The organism is Mesorhizobium calcicola, from assembly GCF_042682105.1.
In the GTDB taxonomy this organism is placed as follows: domain Bacteria; phylum Pseudomonadota; class Alphaproteobacteria; order Rhizobiales; family Rhizobiaceae; genus Mesorhizobium; species Mesorhizobium calcicola.
Map to the genome: position 1 here is coordinate 18,508 of NZ_JBHUGY010000007.1, position 13,874 is coordinate 32,381.

Here is a 13,874-nt window from a genome sequence, read left to right on the forward strand (position 1 = left end):
GGGAAAATCCTCAAATGGAAGCGAGCCGGTCGGCTGCCATCGCGACAACGCGGCGAGTCGGCTCTGCCCCCCACCCTTACCCTCTCCGCGTCGGAACGGGGAGAGGGTCGAGGGTGCGGTCTAGTTCTTCTTCGCCAGCAGCTCCTTGGCTTCCTTGACGCCAAGTGCGGCCGGCCGGTCACAGCTGGTCTGCATAGCGACGAACTTGCCGGTTTCGCCGGAGCGCAACAGGCCGGTCATCACGTCGACAGCGTGCAGCGCAAGTTCCATCGAGCAGCGGTGCGGCCGGCCTTCCGCGATCGCCACCGCCATGTCGGCGAGGCCGGCGGTGCGGTAGTTGGCCATCATGCCTTGCGAGTGCATCTCATTGGGAACGCCGAACGGGTGTTTCCATTTCGGCAGCTTCTTGACCGGCTTGCTGTCTTCGGTGAAGCGCACGTCGCCGCCGAAGAAATTCGGATCCGGCACGAACACGGTGCCCGTCTCGCCATAGAGTTCCATCGGCGCGTGGCCATGGGCCCAGACGTCCCAGCTGGTGTTGAGCGTGACCACGGCGCCGTTCTCGAACTCCAGCAGGCCATGGATGGTCGTCGGCGTGTTGACCGGGATCTTTTCGCCCGCGCGCGGCTTTGAGCTGATGGTGCGTTCCTTGGCTGGCGTCGACGCGAAGGCCGCCACCTGTTTCACCGGCCCGATCAGCTGGATCAGATTGGTGATGTAGTACGGGCCAATGTCGAGCACCGGTCCCGCGCCCGGCTGGAAGAAGAAGTCCGGATTGGGGTGCCAGTGCTCCATGCCGTGGCCCATGACGTGGCACGTGCCGCTGGTGATCTTGCCGAGCTTGCCGGTGTCGACGAGCTCACGGACCAGCTGATGAGCGCCGCCGAGGAAGGTGTCGGGCGCCGAGCCGATGCGCAGCCCCTTCTTCTCCGCCCGCGCCTTCAGGTCGAGCCCTTCCTTGACCGACAGCACGAACGGCTTTTCCGAATAGACATGCTTGCCGGCGTCGAGCACCTGCTTGGACACCTCGTAGTGCACCGCCGGGATGGTCAGGTTGACGATGATGTCGATGTCGTCCGCCTGCAGCAACCCGTCGACGGTCTCGGCGCGCAGCTTGAACTCCTTCGCCCGTGCCTTGGCCGCATCCATGTTGATGTCGGCACAGGCGCGCATCTCGATGCCGCGAAACAGCGGCGCCAGCGAAAAATACGCCTTCGAGATGTTGCCGCAGCCGATAACGCCGATACCAAGTTTCTTTGCCATGCTGATTGCTCCTAGTAGGTCTTGACGGCTGCGAGCGAGCGGCGGGCAAAGCGCTCGATGTCGTTCGGGTTGTCCTGTTCCATGACGTAGTATTGGGCCGCACTCTTGGCGCGCAACACCTTGATCAGGCCGGCCCAGTCGATCGTGCCGTGGCCGACATCCGACCAGCCGTCCTCGTCGAGCCCCTCGCCCGGCTTGGCCATGTCCTTGACGTGGACGGCACTGATGCGCTTGCCGTGTTTATCGATCCACTTCAGCGGATCGTCGCGGCCGCGCACCACCCAGGCGACATCCATTTCCCAGCCAATGTCGGGCGCCGCCGTGAGGATGAGATCCTGCGGCACCGACCCGTCGGCGAGCTTCTTGAACTCGAAATCATGGTTGTGCCAGGCAAAGCCATAGCCGGCCTTCATTGCGGTCTCGCCGACCTTGGCCAGGCGTTCGCCGAAGCCACGCCAGCCAGCGGCGTCGGATGGCCTCTGGTCGGGCATCAGAAAAGGACAGATGAGCAGCGTGATGCCGAGCGCGTCGGCAATTTTACGCACGCCGTCGAAATCGTTCTCGAGCGCGTCGATCGAGAAATGCCCGGTCGGCATGGCGAGCCCGTTCTTGTCGAGTTCGGCGCGGAAGGCTTTGGGATCATCATAGACGCCTCCGAAGCCCTCGACCTGGGTGTAGCCTAGCTTGCCGAGCGTCTCGAGGACGCCTTCCCAGGGCTGAAAATTGCGGGCGCTGTAAAGTTGGAATGACCAGTTCATCGTCTCTGTCCGTTCTGCTTGGGGATGTCGTGGGAAGGATGATTCTCGGGGCTAGATGCGGGTACCGGTTGCGGCGTCGAAAAGCGAAGCGCGCATCGGATCGAAGCCGACCGTCACCGCCTCATCGTTGTTGGGCGTGCGTTCCGCGGTGACCCGGACGCTGAAATTCTGCTGGGCAAGCTTCAGCCAGACCAGCGTGTCGGAGCCCATGGGTTCGACCACCTCGACATTGGCGGCAGTCGAGAACGGCCAGCCCGTGCCATTGTTCAGGCTGACATGCTCCGGCCTGATACCGAATACGACCGGGCCGGGAGTTGGGTCCCCGGCAAAGTCATAAGTACCAAGCGGAATCTTGAGGGTGTCGGCCGCGAACCGCCAACCGCCGTCCGCGTTCTCCAGGCGGCCATCGATGAAATTCATCGCAGGTGAGCCGAGGAAGCCGGCGACGAAGCGGTTGACCGGGCGGTTGTAGATGGTCTGCGGCGCATCGAGCTGCTGGATGACGCCACCTTTCATCACCGCGATACGATCGGCCAGCGTCATCGCTTCGATCTGGTCGTGCGTGACATAAATCATGGTGTTCAGCAGCTTGCGGTGCAGCAGCTTGATCTCAACGCGCAGTTCGGCGCGCAGCTTGGCGTCGAGATTGGAGAGCGGCTCGTCGAACAGGAACACGTCGACATCGCGCACCAGCGCCCGACCGATCGCGACGCGCTGGCGCTGGCCGCCGGAGAGCGCCGCCGGCTTGCGCTGCAGCAGCGGCTCGATCTGCAGGATTTCGGCCGCTCGCGCGATCCGCTTGGCGATCTCGTCCTTCGGCGTGCCGGCGACACGCAACCCGAAGGACAGGTTCTTCTCCACCGTCATTTGCGGGTACAGCGCATAGGACTGGAACACCATGCCGATGCCGCGGTCCTTGGGCTCTTCCCAGGTGACGTTCTTGCCCTTGATGAAGATGCGGCCTTCGGAGACGTCGAGCAGACCGGCAATGCAGTTGAGCAAGGTCGACTTGCCACAGCCGGAGGGCCCGAGCAGCACGATGAACTCGCCTTCGGCGACATCGAGATTGAGCGTCTGCAAAACCGAGACCGCACCGAAATTGAGCGACAGGTTCTGGATCGAAACGCTGGTGCCGTTGGCTGCAGTCATCGCCATCACCCTTTCACCGCGCCGGCGGCGATACCACGAACGAAAAGCTTGCCGGAGATGAAATAGACGATAAGCGGCACAAGCCCGGTTAGGATGGTGGCGGCCATGTTGACGTTGTACTCCTTCACGCCTTGCACCGAGTTGACGATGTTGTTGAGCTGCACCGTCATCGGATAGGTGTCGGGGCGGGTGTAGACGACGCCGAACAGGAAGTCGTTCCAGATGCCGGTCACCTGCAGGATGACGGCGACGACGAAGATCGGCAGCGACATAGGCAGCATGATGCGCAGGAAGATGCCCCAGAAGCCGGCGCCGTCGACGCGCGCCGCCCGAAACAGTTCTTCCGGCATCGAGGCAAAATAGTTGCGGAACAGAAGCGTCAGGATCGGCATGCCGAAAATGGAATGGACAATGACCAGCCCGCTGAGGCTGCCATAGAGGCCGATCTCGCGCAGGATGATGACGATCGGATAGATCATCACCTGGTAGGGAATGAAGGCGCCGACGATCAGGATGACGAAAAACGTGTCGGCGCCCTTGAAGCGCCAATTGGCGAGCGCATAGCCGTTGACCGAGGCGATAGCGATCGACAGCAGCACCGACGGCACGGTGATACGCACCGAATTCCAGAAGCCGCGCGAAAGCCCGTCGCAGTTGAGGCCGGTGCAGGCCGACGACCAGGCCTTGACCCACGGCTCGAAAGTGATCTCGAGCGGCGGCGAGAAGATGTTGCCGAGCCGGATCTCCGGCATGCCTTTGAGCGAAGTGACGACCATCACGTAGAGCGGCAAGAGGTAGTAGGCCGCCATGACAAAGAGCGTGCCGTAGAGGAAGATGTTGCGGCGCGAAAGCATACGGCGCGGTTTCGGGCCGTGGGGCCCGGCGATGTCCTGGCTGGAGGTAGCGATTGTTGGAGCGGTGGTGTTTGCCATGCTCATTTGCGCCGCCCGAATTCGAGATAGGCCCATGGCACGATGACGATCACCACCGAGAGCAGCATCATGGTCGAGGCGGCAAAACCCTGGCCGAGGTTCTGGGCGAAGAACATGTAGTCGTACACGTACTTGGCCGGCACCTCGGAGGCGATGCCCGGGCCGCCGCTGGTCTGGGCCACGACGAGGTCATAGACCTTGACGATGCCGGAGGCGATGATGACCAGCGTGGTGATGAAGACCGGCCGCATCATCGGGATGACGATGAACAGATAGGTCTTCCACATCGGTATCCCATCCACCCGCGCCGCCTTCCAGATATCCTCGTCGATGCCACGCAGGCCTGCCAGCATCAGGCACATGATGAGCCCGGTGCCTTGCCACAGTGCCGCGATCGATATGCCGTAGATGACGATGCTGGAATTGTAGAGCGGGTCGAAGCTGAAGCTCTCCCAACCGAGCCCCTGCACCACATGCTGGATGCCGAAATCCGGATTGAGCAGCCACTGCCAGACAAGGCCGGTGACGATGAAAGAGAGCGCAAAGGGATAGAGGAAGATGGTCCGGAACGTGTCCTCGAAGCGTATCTTCTGGTCGAGCAGCGCGGCAAGGAGGAAGCCGATGACCAGTGAGAACACCAACGAGATCGCGCCGTAGATCAAAAGATTCTCGATCGAGATCAGCCAGCGCGGCGTCACCCACAACCGGTAATACTGATCGAGCCCGACGAAATTCAGCCGCGGCAACAGCTTCGAATTGGTGAAGGAATAGAGCACCGTCCAAAGGGTGCCGCCGACGAAAACCACCCCGGCGGTGAGGATCATCGGGATCGAGGCGACCTTCGCATTGAGGTTGCGGAACAGCGGGTTGGGGCGTTCGCTCTTGCTCATCTCGTCAGCCGGCTGGGTAAGGGCGGTGCGCTCCCGGCCCTGCGTTCGCAAGGCCGGGAGCGATGTGGGTCGCCTCCAACGTCAGTCTGCCGAAGCGATGAGGTCGGCGAAGCGCTTCTGCGCCTCGTCCACGGTCAATTCCGGCTTGGCGAAGAATTCGGCGAAAAGATCTTCCTTCTGCTTCTGGGTATCCTGCGAGAGCAGCTGGTCCGTCCACGGTATGACGGCGCCCTTGGCGAGGATGGCGAGGCCCTTCTTCATGCAGTCGTTCGCCGCATTGAGATCGACGTCGCCGCGCACCGGCAGCGAGCCCTTCTTGAGGTTGAAGGCGACCTGCGTCTTGGGATCGAGCAGGGTCTCGGCCAGCACCTCCTGCGCCTTGGACTTGTCGGCATCCTTGAGCAGCGGGAAGTAGAAGGCGTCCCCGCCGGTGGCGATGACTTCGTTCAGCCCAAGGCCCGGCAGGCAGGTATAATCCTTGCCGGCGGTCTTGCCAGCAACCTGAAACTCGCCTTGCGCCCAGTCACCCATGATCTGGCCGCCGGCCTTGCCGGTAATGACCATGTTGGTGGCCTGATTCCAGTCCTGCACATTGGTGTTCTTTGCCATCTTGCGGGCATCGTCAGCGGCCTTGAAGACCTTGGCGACTTCGGGACCGGCGGCGAATTTGGCATCCTTGTCCTTGTAGACCTTGAGGAATGCATCCGAGCCACCCACAGCGGCAAGCAGCACGTCGAAGGCGCCGGAGGACTGCCAGGCCTGCCCGCCGACGGCCAGCGGGACGATGCCTGCCTTCTCCAGCGCCGGGGCGGCGGCCACGAATTCATTCCAGTCCTTCGGTACCGGCACGCCGGCCTTCTCAAAGGCCTCGTTCGACAGCCAGAGCCACTGCCAGGAATGGATGTTGACCGGCACGCAATAGATCTTGCCGTCGATGGTGCAGCTGTCGAGCAGGCTCTTCGGCCGCACGACCTCTGTCCATTTGCCCTTGGTGGCGACGTCGGTAAGGTCGCGCATCAGGCCGGCCTGCACCAGCTCTTCCGCCTGTCGGCCGTGATTGAACTGGGTGGCGCCCATCGGATCGCCGCCGGTGATGCGGCTGATCATGATCGGCCGCGCCGTGCCGCCGGAACCGGCGATGGCACCATCCACCCAGTGATTGCCGGTAGCGTCGAATGCCTTGGCGAGTTCCGCGACCGCCGCGGCCTCGCCACCTGAAGTCCACCAATGGGTGACTTCCAGGTCCGTCGCGGCGGCCGGACCGGCAAACTGAAGCGCCGCCGTCGCTGCCAGCGCAGCGGTCAAAAGCTTATATCGCATTTCGGTTCCTCCCAGAATCTGAAACGTTACAGATTTTCGATACGGGAATTGCGCGGACTGCGCAACCCCACGAACGAAGCGAGTTCGAGATTTTTTCGAGCCGCGAACAAATTCGTATGAAACGGCCGCTCTTATGTGCGCTGCAACATGGGTCGCTGCAGTGCAAACATCTAAATGGCGCGCGAAAGCCGGCAAAAGGCGGTGACAGGGGCGATTTCTTCTGGAATCCCAATGGGTTTTGCAAAGAGCCGCGCGCCACACCACGAGCGGCCGGCACCTCGGTATTGGCAATCTGTAACGTTTCAGTATATGAAGCTTCGCTGGGCTGGAACGCACATCGTATCGCTGTGGCGGCGATTGCCGGCCCGGCCTGCGGCTGCTATGCGCCTGACGGGCGGGACGAATGGACAGACGGCGTACGGAAAAGAACGAAGAGGCGTTGGCGCAGGGGCGGCCGACGTTGAAGACGCTTGCCTTCATGACCGGGCTCGGCGTCACCACTGTATCGCGCGCCTTGAAGGACGCCCCGGAAATCGGCGCCGAAACCAGGCGCCGCGTCCAGCTCGTCGCCAAGCAGATCGGCTACCGGCCGAACCGCGCCGGCGTGCGCCTGCGCACCGGCAGGACCAATGTCATCAGCCTTGTGCTCAACACCGAGCGCGAGATCATGAGCTTCGTCTCGGACATCATCTACGGCGTTTCGGAGGTCATTGCCGACACACCCTACCACCTGATCGTCACGCCCTATTCACGCTCCCAGGATCCGCTCGACCCCATACGCTATCTGGTCGAGACAGGCTCCGCCGACGGCGTCATCATCTCCCGCACGCAGCCGAATGATCCCCGGGCTCGCTACATGCTTGAGCACGGAATTCCCTTTGCCACGCACGGCCGCACCGATATGGGGCTGGTCCACCCCTATCATGATTTCGACAACTACGCTTTCGCGGTTGAAGCCGTGCGTCGTCTGGCCAGCATCGGCCGCCGCCGGCTCGCTTTGCTGTCGCCGCCCGTCGGCCTGACCTACCATACCCACACCGTCAACGGCTTTGCCGATGCGCTGAGCGAGGTCGGTGCCAGCGAAATCCCGTTCAACACCGTGTCGATCGACCATTCGATCGAGCAGATCAGAACGCGGACCGCGCAAGTGATGCGCCGTGAAGACCGGCCGGACGGTTTCGTCAGCAGCGCCGCAGCCGCGACACTGGCCATCGTCGCCGGCATCGAGGATGCCGGCCTCAAGCTTGGCCGTGACGTCGATGTCGTATCCAAGCAGTCGTCGGACCTGCTGCACCTGTTCCGACCGGAATTGTTGGTCGTCAATGAGAACTTCCGCCTGGCCGGCTCCGAGCTTGCCCGTTCCGTACTCGGCTGGATCGGCGGCGCCACACCGGGCTCGCTGCAGAGCCTGAGCGTACCGAGCGAAGTCCTGGCGTATCGGCGTTCGGTAGATTAGCTATTTTCAGCCAGCCGCACCGCTTCCCCACGGCCCGTGGAACGCACCCGGTCCGTCGATACGCTCGAAGCCATGGGCGCCGAAAAAGTCGCGCTGCGCCTGAATCAGGTTCGAGGTGCCGCGGCCCTGGCGGTAGCTGTCGAAATAGGCAAGTGCGGAAGACAGCGCCGGCACCGGCGAGCCAGCCTCCGATGCCCTTGCCACGACGCGCCGCAGCGACGGGTGCGCCTCCTGCATCAACGAGATAAAGGCCGGCGCCATCAGAAGATTGGTCGATGCGCCGCCGGAACCGAACGCCTCGGCCATGGTGTCGAGCATCTGCGAGCGGATGATGCAGCCGGCGCGCCAGATCCTGGCGATGGTCGGCATTGGCAGGTTCCAGTTGAACTCCTTCGAGGCGCCGCTCATCACCGCGAAACCTTGCGCATAGGCGGCGATCTTGCCGGCGAACAATGCCAGTTCGAGGTCTCCAAGCAATGCGTCCCTGTCACCGGAAATCTTCGTCACGCCTATGTTGCCATAGGCTTTTTCCGCCGCCAGCCGCTCGTCCTTGATCGACGACAGCACGCGCGCCGCAACCGCCGCCTCGATCGCGGTCGCCGGAATGCCGAGCTGCTGCGCCTCGATGACCGACCATTTGCCGGTGCCCTTCTGGCCGGCGCGGTCGAGGATGATGTCGACCACCGGCTTGCCGGTCTTCGGATCGTCTGCTGCCAGCACCTTGGCGGTGATCTCGATCAGGTAGGAATTGAGCCGGCCCTTGTTCCAGTTGGAAAACACCGTGCCGATGTCCTTCGGCCCCATGCCGAGGCCGTCGCGCAGGATGCCGTAGATTTCGGCGATCATCTGCATGTCGGCATATTCGATGCCGTTGTGGATGGTCTTGACGAAATGGCCGGCGCCATCGGTGCCGAGCCACGCAGCGCAGGGCTCGTCGTTGAATTTGGCGGAGATCGCGGTCAGCACTTTCTCGACGCGTTTCCAGGAATCCTCGGTGCCGCCGACCATGATCGAAGGCCCGTGGCGCGCGCCCTCTTCGCCGCCGGACACGCCCATGCCGATGAAAGTCAGGCCCGAGCCCGAAAGCTCGGAGAAGCGCCGCATCGTGTCGCGGAAATTGGCGTTGCCGGCATCGATGACGATGTCGTTGGCCGACAGCACGCCGCGCAAGGCTTCGATCTGTTCGTCGACCGGTTTGCCGGCCAGCACCATGATGATGATCGGACGCGGCGGCCGGATCGCGGCAGCGAGCTCTTCCAGGCTGTAACAGGGCACCACCATGTCCTTCAGCCCGCCGGCATTTTCGACGAACGCGTCGGTGCGTGCCCTGGTGCGGTTGAAGACGGCGATGCGGTGGCCGTGCTCGGCGATGTTGAGCGCCAGGTTGGAGCCCATCGTGCCAAGGCCGATCAGGCCGATTTCCGCTTTTTCCATCGTTTCTTCCCTGCTTTCGAATGTTGTTGTTTCGAGCTCGCGGTTTGCCGGGATGCCCATTCTTCGGCGAGATACCCATTCTTCGCCAAAATGATTGACCGGCCTTTCGGGCCGCGTCAACCGCCTCGCCGAATTGTGTTGCATCAGCCGAGCTCGCGCCGAGGGCGGTCCGGCTTTACGGCCTGATGTCCAAGGGAGCTTCGATCTTCACCATCTCGAAGTCCGCGACCCGGATGTCGATGCCCACCATCCAGCGGCCGGCAACCGGGATGACGAGATTGTCGACACGCCAGCTGCCATCGCCGGGGTTGGTCGCGGCACGTTTGAGCGGCTCGATGCCAGAATCGGGCTTCGACAACACCAGCGTCACCTCCTTGGCGTCGAGTGGCCCGAAATCGCCGGTCATGATGATCATCGAGGCGACGACCGACCCGGCATGGCCGGGCGTGATGCTGAGATCGGCCATCGCCTGCAGCGTGTGGATATGGACCGAGACCGGTTGCGCGGCCGCGATCGCCAGGGCCCGTGGTGGCGGCGTGAAGCGCCAGCCCGCGGCAACACCGAAGATCGCCACCACGATCAGCATTTCGGCACCGATTGAACGCACCAGCCTGCGCTGCACTTCCGTCGCCCCGGCCTCGGCCGAAGCTGTGAGTTTCCAGCGATTGACCGCGGCGAGCGTGAACAGAAAGACCAGCAGCCCGAGCTTGATCAGCAACAGTCTGCCATAGGCGGTGTTGACCAGCGCCGAAAGTATTTGCACCTGGATGACGGCAAGCACGGCGCCGGCGGCAGCAAGCACGGCCACGGCCGGCAGGATCGCGCGTGAAAACCGCCGCAGGAATGGCGCAGCCCCCGCCGACTGACCTTTCAGCGCCAGGCCGAGCGGCACCAACGCCCCGGCCCAGAAAGCGATGCCGACGCCGTGCAGGAACACCGTCGGCCGCGTCAGCCATTGCGGTTCGGCGGCACTGGCGTGGCCGCTGGCCGCTAGCGCGACACCCACCCCGGCCAATCCGGCCAGTGCAAATGGCTTGGCGGCGACGCGCGGCCCGGCCAGCGACAGCAGGCCGAGCCCCAGCGCGATCAGCGCGGCCAGCACCGTCCAGCCGAAGCTGGTGCCGAGCCCGGTCCGCCACATGACCGGCTGCGCCAGATGGGAGAGCGGCGCCCCGAGCGCATCGAGCCCCTGCAAGCCGAGCGACAGCGGTGCAGCGATCAGCCCGCACAGGATTGCCGCTATGACGAAACGCCGGCCGGCCTGTCCACCCTGGGCCAGCCAGGCAAGGGCGAAAGCGCCGCCAACGCCAAGGAAAAGCCCGATGTAGAGAAGGACCTTGCCGAGCCAGATCGCCGACCGCTGCGGCCAGTCGACGGCCTCGGACACGGCCGGCGGCACGCTTGGCGCGCCGATGGAAAACAGCAGCGAACCACCGACCGGATGACCATCGGTGGAGATGACGCGCCAGCTCAGCACATGCGTGCCGGACTTCAGGTTCTGCGGATTGTCGATTTCGACGGTCTGATCGGCGAGGCGGAAGGCCGTCAGCGGAACTGGTGTGCCGTCGGGTTTCACCAGCGTCAGCACCAGCGGTGAGACCGGCTCGCTGAAGGTCAGCGAGAACAGTGCCGGCGCCTGTGCCAGCACAGCGCCATCGGCCGGATCGGTCTTGATCAGCGCGGCATGGGCAAAGGCCTGATTTGTCGAGGCCATGACGATGAGCAGCATGACCACGGCCAGCAGGCCGCCGGCAACCCGGCTGACGAGCTTGCTGGCCATGTGAATCATCCGCAGTGAGGACATCGCGCTCATGCCATTGCCATGAAATGGCGGCGCATTCCGCGAACGGAGCGCCGCCGAAAGACATTATTTCTTCGGCAACAGCTTGATGCCGGGCGCCGGATTCTCCAGCGCGTCTTCGTCCTGCCCGGCTGCCGGGATCTCGATCCAGCGATCCGCGGCGCCATCGCATTCCTGCACCACCGGGAAGTAGTGTTTTTGGCCCACGGGAAGATCCGCCGTCAGCGTCGCGCGAAAGACGAACTCGTCGTAGAATTCATCCGGCAGGCTGCCGCCGCTCCAGTCGACTTCCTTGACCCCATCGGTCACCGCCTGACCGTAGAGCTGGTAGGATTTGTCGTATTTGCCCTTCTTGGTCTGCAGCGTCCAGCCCGGCTTCGGCATCGGCTTCACCGCGATCACCCCTTCCGGGATCTGCACGCGCACTGCAGTCGTCGCCTTGCCGTCGCAACCATGCGGCACGCGCAAGACGGCCTTGTAGGTCGAGCCGACAGCCGCCTCCTGGGTTTCGAGCGTGATGTGCGCGAAGGCGGCACTTGTTCCCAGGGCGAGAACCGCGCCGGCCGACAAAAAATACTTGTTCATGGTGGTCCCTCTGATTTCAAAATGTGTCGAACCGGCGCGATCAATCGGCGTGATCGTCCATGCCGCCACCCATGCCTTCGACGGCAAAATCGACGCTGACGGCACCAGCCTTTTCGAAGGTCAGCGTGGCGGAGAAGGTTTCGCCCTGCTTGGGTTGCCGCTTCAGGCCGATGAACATCAAATGATAGCCGCCAGGCGCCAGTGCGACCTTGCCGCCAGCCGGAATCTCCAGGCCGCCGGCCACCGGCCGCATGGTCATGACACCGTCCTTGACGCCCATCTCATGCAGTTCTGCCTTGTCCGAGATGTCGGAGGAAATCGACAGCAATCGGTCCGGTGCGCTGCCTTTGTTGGTGATGGTGAAATAGCCGCCGGCTACCTTGGCGCCTGCCGGCGTGGCCCGCGACCAGGGATGCCCGATCTCGAGATCACCGACCTTGAATTCGTGCGCGAAGCCGGTCTGGGCGCCAGCGAACACCAGGACAAAAGCCAGCACGGCAATGCCGAGACACGCCTTGAAGCTGCGTAAGATGCCGCCGAGCAGAGGGCGCGCGGCGGTGCGGAAAAAATGGGACATGGTTGCTCCATGAAGTGATGATCGCGCCGTTGCCGGTCGCGCACAGTTCGATCTTTGGATGGGTACGCCCCACGAAAGGTTCCGTCGGGCAAACAGGCTCAGGCTGTCCGCGGCGGCGCACGCGGGTTCGACGGCGAGCGCTCGCGCGCGAAATCGAGATGGATGGCCGCCGGAAGGACAAAGGCGACTGTTTCAAAGGAAAGGCTGCCCAGCGCCAGGCCGGCATCGGACGGCGGCGCGAAGGCCGTCGAAAACATGCTGCAGCCAAGCACGCAGCATGCCGGCAGATGCGATGGCTGCGGGCTGCCGCCGGGAAGCTGGGTTGCACCCTCACGGGTACAGATGACGTTGCCAAAGGCATCGAGTTGCGATGCGTTCGGCCCCGTGCCGACGGCGAAGGCACCGAGCGTCGACTGGAGCAACAACAGGCAGGCCGCGACAAGCGCGACCGGCATGCTCCATCGTCTCCTCGATATGCTCAAAGCCCTGCCTCTTCGCAGCAACCCGACATACCTAGCACGGAGCCCGCGAGTGGAAAATCGGCAATTCGATGCTGCGGCAACGCGGCGCGATCAGGATCTTTGCGGCGGCCGGCTCTCCGGGATCGAGGTCAGCAACGTCTGCCGCGCCGACTTCAGATGCTTGCGGCAGGCGGCCTCCACCTTGCCGAGGTCGCGCGATTTGAGCGCCTCGATATAGGCCAGATGCTCGCCGATCGCCACTTCGTTGCGCTCGCGCTCCTGCGCCTTGTTCCACTGGTAGTGGTAGTGGAAGATCATGGCGATGACATCGTAGAAATCGACGATGAAACGGTTGTGCGACGCGCGGTGGATGAGCCGATGGAAGCGTTCGTCCAACTCTGAGAATTCGTTGAAGCGGGTGGCGATCTGGCTTGCCAGAAGGCGATGCTGGTCTTCCAGACCGTCGAGATCGGCCCAAACCACGCTGTCCGGCGGCAGCGCGGCGAAGGCCGCCGCCGAGCGCAGTTCGAACATTTCGCGGATTTCGGTCAGTTCCAGCGCGAAGGCACGGGTGAAGCCCTTGAGCACCCAATGGCTGTTGCGGCGCTTTTCGATCAGGCCGAAGCGGGAGAAGCGGATCAGGAACTCGCGCACGCTGGTGGTGCCGACGCCGATCTCGCGCGCCAGTTCGAGCTCGTTGATCTGCATGCCGGCCTCGGCGCCGCCGGCAAGCAGCCGCCGCATGAATGACCGCTCGATGATCTCGGCCAGCGTGTCGGTCTCTTCCTCGGGGAAGAAATCATCCGGGCGCGGTTCGCGCAGCACCGTCTTGGCGCGCTTGTTCCAGGCGATCAGCCCGGTCTCTTCCATGCGCGCCAGGATGGTGCGGACGGTCGTGCGGCTGACGCCAAGCAATGTACCCAGTTCCGGCTCCGAAGGCAGGCTGCGCGTTTCGTCGAGCAGCCGCAGGCAGCGGTTGTAGGCATCCTTATAGACGTTGTTGCTCTTCGACATTCCTGACCCGTTGCACGCCGTCGCTTGCGGCGGCCGACTTGAAGCGCAATATGACGTTCCCTTGACCCGGAAAAGCCAAATCGCTTTTCGGAACACCCAAGGACATGCGGAACTCCCCGGCGAAAAAACAATTGACGCAAAACTGTTTTTTCACGATAAAAGACATTATCTCTTAACAGGCGCGTGTCAATCCGCCCGCGCATCCCAGGATCACCCAGGAAACCGCCCGTGAAC

13 protein-coding genes are annotated in these 13,874 nt (G+C 63.2%); 1 reads left to right on the forward strand and 12 read right to left on the reverse strand.

Translation table 11 applies throughout. The features are described from left to right. Positions 1–120: 120 nt before the first annotated feature. The 6 genes from ACFSQT_RS03465 to ACFSQT_RS03490 all read right to left on the reverse strand — a co-directional run bounded on the left by ACFSQT_RS03465 (position 121) and on the right by ACFSQT_RS03490 (position 6,312). A complete protein-coding gene (locus ACFSQT_RS03465) occupies positions 121–1,263 on the reverse strand; it encodes a Gfo/Idh/MocA family protein (RefSeq protein ID WP_379017029.1) in 1,143 nt (380 codons plus the stop codon). 11 nt (positions 1,264–1,274) lie between these two features. Continuing rightward, positions 1,275–2,021, reverse strand: a complete 747-nt coding sequence (locus ACFSQT_RS03470; protein ID WP_379017030.1) for a sugar phosphate isomerase/epimerase family protein — start codon at positions 2,019–2,021, stop codon at positions 1,275–1,277. Positions 2,022–2,072: 51 nt separating this feature from the next. Then, the gene (locus ACFSQT_RS03475; RefSeq protein ID WP_379017031.1) at positions 2,073–3,170 is read right to left on the reverse strand and encodes an ABC transporter ATP-binding protein; all 1,098 of its coding nucleotides are present in this window, start codon (positions 3,168–3,170) and stop codon (positions 2,073–2,075) included. A gap of 5 nt (positions 3,171–3,175) precedes the next feature. Further along, complete coding sequence (locus tag ACFSQT_RS03480) at positions 3,176–4,108, reverse strand: carbohydrate ABC transporter permease (protein ID WP_379017032.1); 933 nt, start codon at positions 4,106–4,108, stop codon at positions 3,176–3,178. Further along, the gene (locus tag ACFSQT_RS03485) at positions 4,105–4,992 is read right to left on the reverse strand and encodes a carbohydrate ABC transporter permease (RefSeq protein ID WP_379017033.1); all 888 of its coding nucleotides are present in this window, start codon (positions 4,990–4,992) and stop codon (positions 4,105–4,107) included. The genes ACFSQT_RS03480 and ACFSQT_RS03485 overlap by 4 nt, the downstream gene beginning before the upstream one ends. Before the next feature lie 81 nt (positions 4,993–5,073). After that, positions 5,074–6,312, reverse strand: a complete 1,239-nt coding sequence (locus ACFSQT_RS03490; RefSeq protein WP_379017034.1) for an ABC transporter substrate-binding protein — start codon at positions 6,310–6,312, stop codon at positions 5,074–5,076. Positions 6,313–6,715: 403 nt separating this feature from the next. Here ACFSQT_RS03490 and ACFSQT_RS03495 point away from each other — a divergent pair, with 403 nt between their 5' ends. Next, positions 6,716–7,768, forward strand: a complete 1,053-nt coding sequence (locus ACFSQT_RS03495) for a LacI family transcriptional regulator (protein ID WP_379017035.1) — start codon at positions 6,716–6,718, stop codon at positions 7,766–7,768. Positions 7,769–7,774: 6 nt separating this feature from the next. Here the strand turns inward: ACFSQT_RS03495 and gndA are convergent, their stop codons facing one another. The 6 genes from gndA to ACFSQT_RS03525 all read right to left on the reverse strand — a co-directional run bounded on the left by gndA (position 7,775) and on the right by ACFSQT_RS03525 (position 13,640). Then, entirely contained in the window at positions 7,775–9,202 is a 1,428-nt protein-coding gene (gene gndA / locus ACFSQT_RS03500) for an NADP-dependent phosphogluconate dehydrogenase (RefSeq protein WP_379017036.1), read from the reverse strand. Positions 9,203–9,377: 175 nt separating this feature from the next. Further along, positions 9,378–10,982, reverse strand: a complete 1,605-nt coding sequence (locus tag ACFSQT_RS03505) for a copper resistance CopC/CopD family protein (protein WP_379017037.1) — start codon at positions 10,980–10,982, stop codon at positions 9,378–9,380. An 87-nt stretch (positions 10,983–11,069) separates the two neighbouring features. Continuing rightward, entirely contained in the window at positions 11,070–11,588 is a 519-nt protein-coding gene (locus tag ACFSQT_RS03510; protein WP_379017038.1) for a YcnI family copper-binding membrane protein, read from the reverse strand. A 40-nt stretch (positions 11,589–11,628) separates the two neighbouring features. Next, positions 11,629–12,165 carry a copper chaperone PCu(A)C gene (locus tag ACFSQT_RS03515; protein WP_379017039.1) on the reverse strand — a complete coding sequence of 179 codons (537 nt, stop codon included), beginning with the start codon at positions 12,163–12,165 and terminating at the stop codon, positions 11,629–11,631. Positions 12,166–12,263: 98 nt separating this feature from the next. Then, entirely contained in the window at positions 12,264–12,620 is a 357-nt protein-coding gene (locus ACFSQT_RS03520) for a DUF2946 family protein (RefSeq protein WP_379017040.1), read from the reverse strand. Positions 12,621–12,737: 117 nt separating this feature from the next. Further along, positions 12,738–13,640 (reverse strand): GntR family transcriptional regulator, encoded by a 903-nt coding sequence (locus tag ACFSQT_RS03525; protein WP_379017041.1) that lies wholly within the window; start codon positions 13,638–13,640, stop codon positions 12,738–12,740. Positions 13,641–13,874: the final 234 nt, after the last annotated feature.

What these genes read in the sequence shown, in the direction of transcription:
- ACFSQT_RS03475 (WP_379017031.1), bottom strand. Translation starts at nt 3,170, where the DNA reads ATGACTGCAGCCAACGGCACCAGCGTTTCGATCCAGAACCTGTCGCTC.
- ACFSQT_RS03510 (WP_379017038.1), bottom strand. Translation starts at nt 11,588, where the DNA reads ATGAACAAGTATTTTTTGTCGGCCGGCGCGGTTCTCGCCCTGGGAACA.
- ACFSQT_RS03465 (WP_379017029.1), bottom strand. Translation starts at nt 1,263, where the DNA reads ATGGCAAAGAAACTTGGTATCGGCGTTATCGGCTGCGGCAACATCTCG.
- gndA (WP_379017036.1), bottom strand. Translation starts at nt 9,202, where the DNA reads ATGGAAAAAGCGGAAATCGGCCTGATCGGCCTTGGCACGATGGGCTCC.
- ACFSQT_RS03515 (WP_379017039.1), bottom strand. Translation starts at nt 12,165, where the DNA reads ATGTCCCATTTTTTCCGCACCGCCGCGCGCCCTCTGCTCGGCGGCATC.
- ACFSQT_RS03520 (WP_379017040.1), bottom strand. Translation starts at nt 12,620, where the DNA reads ATGCCGGTCGCGCTTGTCGCGGCCTGCCTGTTGTTGCTCCAGTCGACG.
- ACFSQT_RS03485 (WP_379017033.1), bottom strand. Translation starts at nt 4,992, where the DNA reads ATGAGCAAGAGCGAACGCCCCAACCCGCTGTTCCGCAACCTCAATGCG.
- ACFSQT_RS03505 (WP_379017037.1), bottom strand. Translation starts at nt 10,982, where the DNA reads ATGGCCAGCAAGCTCGTCAGCCGGGTTGCCGGCGGCCTGCTGGCCGTG.
- ACFSQT_RS03490 (WP_379017034.1), bottom strand. Translation starts at nt 6,312, where the DNA reads ATGCGATATAAGCTTTTGACCGCTGCGCTGGCAGCGACGGCGGCGCTT.
- ACFSQT_RS03470 (WP_379017030.1), bottom strand. Translation starts at nt 2,021, where the DNA reads ATGAACTGGTCATTCCAACTTTACAGCGCCCGCAATTTTCAGCCCTGG.
- ACFSQT_RS03525 (WP_379017041.1), bottom strand. Translation starts at nt 13,640, where the DNA reads ATGTCGAAGAGCAACAACGTCTATAAGGATGCCTACAACCGCTGCCTG.
- ACFSQT_RS03495 (WP_379017035.1), top strand. Translation starts at nt 6,716, where the DNA reads ATGGACAGACGGCGTACGGAAAAGAACGAAGAGGCGTTGGCGCAGGGG.
- ACFSQT_RS03480 (WP_379017032.1), bottom strand. Translation starts at nt 4,108, where the DNA reads ATGAGCATGGCAAACACCACCGCTCCAACAATCGCTACCTCCAGCCAG.